The sequence below is a fragment of the Stutzerimonas stutzeri genome, from assembly GCF_024448695.1.
GTDB lineage: Bacteria > Pseudomonadota > Gammaproteobacteria > Pseudomonadales > Pseudomonadaceae > Stutzerimonas > Stutzerimonas stutzeri_T.
The window spans coordinates 1-3,285 of the sequence record NZ_JAMOHY010000049.1; the positions used below are offsets into that span (position 1 = coordinate 1).

Genomic DNA, 3,285 nt, shown 5'->3' on the forward strand with positions numbered 1-3,285 from the left:
ACGTGATGCCGGTAATCGCGTTCATCTTTAATCAAATGTTCCCAGTAACGCCGTTGCCAGATCCCGCGCTCGCCGCGGGAGCGCTGAGTTGCCGTCAGCACCTCGGTCTTCGGCAAGCGTCGGGCGAAAGCGAACTTGATGACTTTCCAGCGCAGGGCGAAATCAGCATCGCCGTCCGGTAGTGTCCAGACGCAATGCATGTGGTCGGGCAGAACGACCCAGGCGTCGATGTGGAAGGGATGGCGTGAGCGTGTGGCGCGCACCGTCTCGCGGAGCAGGTCGACATGGCGGACCAGCAGGTCGCTGCGACGGTTGAACAGATTGACCGTGAAGAAATAAGTGGCGCCCGGCATTTGGGCGCGGCGGTAGCGGGACATGGCGGCTCATCCTTGAGCTTGTGTTGGCGTAGGGTGGATAAGAAAAGCGTTATCCACCCTACGCCACCGCACCCACGTAATCCGCCGACGCATCGGCATTGCGTAGGGTGGAAAACGGCGAAGCCTTTTCCACGCGTCACGTACAGGCTACTCGTTATTTACGTTTCGGGTTGGGTTGCCGCTTGCTGCTGCTGTACAAAATCAAGCTGAATAGGGATAAAAGGCTGAGCATAACTATTACCAGCTGCTTATAAGCTTAAATGCGCCTGGCCCGCCAATCATTACGAAAATCGTAGATTCGGTTATTGGAATAAATTGCCACCGCTCGATAGTAATTGTCCGGTTTGTCCAGTAGGCGCTTTTTGGGTGACTTTTCTAAAACGAGCTTTAGCGTGGAGTTGAATCGGGTTTTGCGAAGCCGGGTGATCACCTCGGCGTCATTGACTGGCATAACTAAAGCGGGCAAATCCCTAATTTTTATGTAGTAAACTTTCTTCCTGTGGTGGATGAAAGTTACGAGATCTTCATAAACACCATATATCTCTACAGTTTCTGGTGGAGCCGAAAGCAATGGGTAGCCTTCGTATGCCAGAAAACCAAGCACAAAAACAAGGGCGCTTATGAACTTGAATTTTGCGGATCTGACGTTGGGTGCAGGCGCAGACACAATAAGTTCCAGTTAGGTGAGCTTAGAAATAGTGATATCCAACACTACGCCACTGTCGCCGCCTGTTCCGCCGATGCCTCGGCATTGTCGGAAAACGGAAGATGGTGAAGCTGTTTCAGCACAGAGCAAAATCAGCGTCGCCGTCCGGTTGTGTCCAGACGCAATGCATGTGGTCGGGTAGAACGACCCATGCGTCGATGTGGAAGGGATGGCGTGAGCGTGTGGCTCGCACCGTCTCGCGGAGCAGGTCGATATGGCGGACCAGCAGGTCGCTGCGACTGTTGAACAGATTGACCGTGAAGAAATAAGTGGCGCCCGGCATTTGGGCGCGGTGGTAGCGGGACATGGCGGCTCATCCTTGAGCTTGTGTTGGCGGAAAGATCGCTTCGGTGGATAAGAAAAGCGTTATCCACCCTACATCACCGCACCCCCATAATCCGCCGACGCATCGGCATTGCGTAGGGTGGAAAACGGCGAAGCCTTTTCCACGCGTCACTTCCAGGCTACTCGTTCGCTATATGCTCTAACGGCAGCAGCTTCTGTCCACGTACGTCTTGTTACCGTTGCGGTTGATGTAGAAACAACCGCCCTTGGGTCCTTGCTGCAGATCAGCTCCGCTCGGTCCACAACCTTTGGCGGCAGCGATCTGCGGTGTTGATAACAAAGCGAACCCGAGGAGTAATGCCGCGCAGAACTTCAAGATGGAGCTCGAGGCAGAGGTTTTGGCTGTGATTATCAGTTGCCCGTCCTTGTGCGTTGTGTTGGCGGTCAGGTCTGTATAGGTGGATAAGCAAAGCGCTATTTACCCAACGCCACCGCGCCACGTAATCCGCCGGCGTGCGTAGTGTGGAAATTCGCGATGCCTTTTCCACGCGTTACTTCCAGGCTACTCGCTACGTCAGTTTAATAAATTAGATTAATCTTGCTAGGTATAGGAGCTCTTCGATAGTGGCTCTATATGTTAATCTGATGCTTCTGATGTCGTCTCGCCTACAATTATACTTTATGCGGTGGGCTGAGAGGTTTCCTAATTCTCTGAAGTGATCTATTTCTTTTTTTGTTTCTGGTGAAAGTTTTATTTCGGGTTTAGAAATGGCTTTATTTATAAGATTTTTTAAGCTCTGGTAGTTTCCTTCTTCGTCTTTTACCTGCTCTTGAATTTCGGCAGCTTCGAAGCAGTGTATAAGTAGGATTTCTAAGAGTCTTCTCATCATTAAAGCGCAAGCATCAAAAGAGTTTTTCTCGTACGTAGAGTTTATTTGTTGAACGATCCTCGCTAAATATTGACGTTTAGAGTTTTGAATAAGAATCTCTGGAATTATCGAGTCGTCAGAAATTATTTCTTCAGAGCTGCTTAGGTTGGGTAGCTTTTCTTTTAATTCGTTGTATTTTTTTTGTGATATTCGATACAGGTTATCCTGTGATCCCTTTATGAAGGACTGAGATTTTAAGATTTTTCCTTTAAGTCTCGATAAATTTGGCTTTGCAAAGCCCAGTCCAAAGAGTACTGCCGCCATGTCAGGAATAGAAAATTCTTGCTGCGCTTTGTTTTCAAAAAAATAAAACGCAAGGAGCTCAACTTTTTCCAGCTCGTTTTTTTCAGATAGTTTATTTTTGATGGAGAAAACGTCTATTTTCAAAGATGAGCTCCATGTGTTTAGAGTTATACGTTGTTTAGGCTTTCTAGCAGCTCTTCAGCTTTCTCGATACCAGGTATAGTTAATTTACAAGACTTGCTAGATGAGCCTTTTTTGCCCTCAACAATGATTAGCTCCTTTGCTCCTGAAATATAGCTTGAGAAGTTCGAAGAGTCCAAGCAGCTTTGCTCTTGGCATAGGCGCCTAATATCATGCAAGGATACCTCATTAACTCCTGCGGAGCGGCATCCCCATAAATAAATAAGAGCGGTATTTACAGTTTTCTTTGCGTTGTTGATGCCAGGTACTTTTTTAATTATTTTTACAGATTTGTCTTCTATGTGTAGGACTCGATTGTAGACTTTTGCAGTCGGGGCCGAGTTTTGATCTACTTCTTGGGAGGTGGGCTGAGGTGACGTTTTTTCGAGATTGTATGGTGGGGTGGATGGGGTTCTAATCGAATCAAGTATTAGGTCTTTAAAATTTTCAATTTGTTGAGAAACAAAGTTTTCAGATCCCGAGATTTCAAAAGTACCGTCTCTAAGCGATAGGTGGATTTTTGCTTCGTTATTCATGTTAGCTCCAATAAAAAGCCCCGCGCTAG

Annotated in this window: 4 protein-coding genes and 1 pseudogene; all 5 read right to left on the reverse strand. The window is 47.6% G+C overall.

Annotated elements, in window-relative coordinates; genetic code table 11:
• Nucleotides 1-377: REP-associated tyrosine transposase (locus NAV32_RS17460; protein WP_256054045.1), on the reverse strand; the 377-nt coding region annotated here is incomplete at its 3' end.
• Nucleotides 378-633: 256 nt separating this feature from the next.
• Nucleotides 634-1,044 carry a hypothetical protein gene (locus NAV32_RS17465; protein ID WP_256054046.1) on the reverse strand — a complete coding sequence of 137 codons (411 nt, stop codon included), beginning with the start codon at nt 1,042-1,044 and terminating at the stop codon, nt 634-636.
• 121 nt (nt 1,045-1,165) lie between these two features.
• Nucleotides 1,166-1,390: pseudogene (locus NAV32_RS17470) on the reverse strand (REP-associated tyrosine transposase); the annotation flags it as partial.
• 565 nt (nt 1,391-1,955) lie between these two features.
• Complete coding sequence (locus NAV32_RS17475; RefSeq protein WP_256054047.1) at nt 1,956-2,684, reverse strand: DUF4145 domain-containing protein; 729 nt, start codon at nt 2,682-2,684, stop codon at nt 1,956-1,958.
• Nucleotides 2,685-2,707: 23 nt separating this feature from the next.
• A partial coding sequence (locus NAV32_RS17480; protein WP_256054048.1) for a hypothetical protein occupies nt 2,708-3,285 on the reverse strand: 578 nt, incomplete at its 5' end.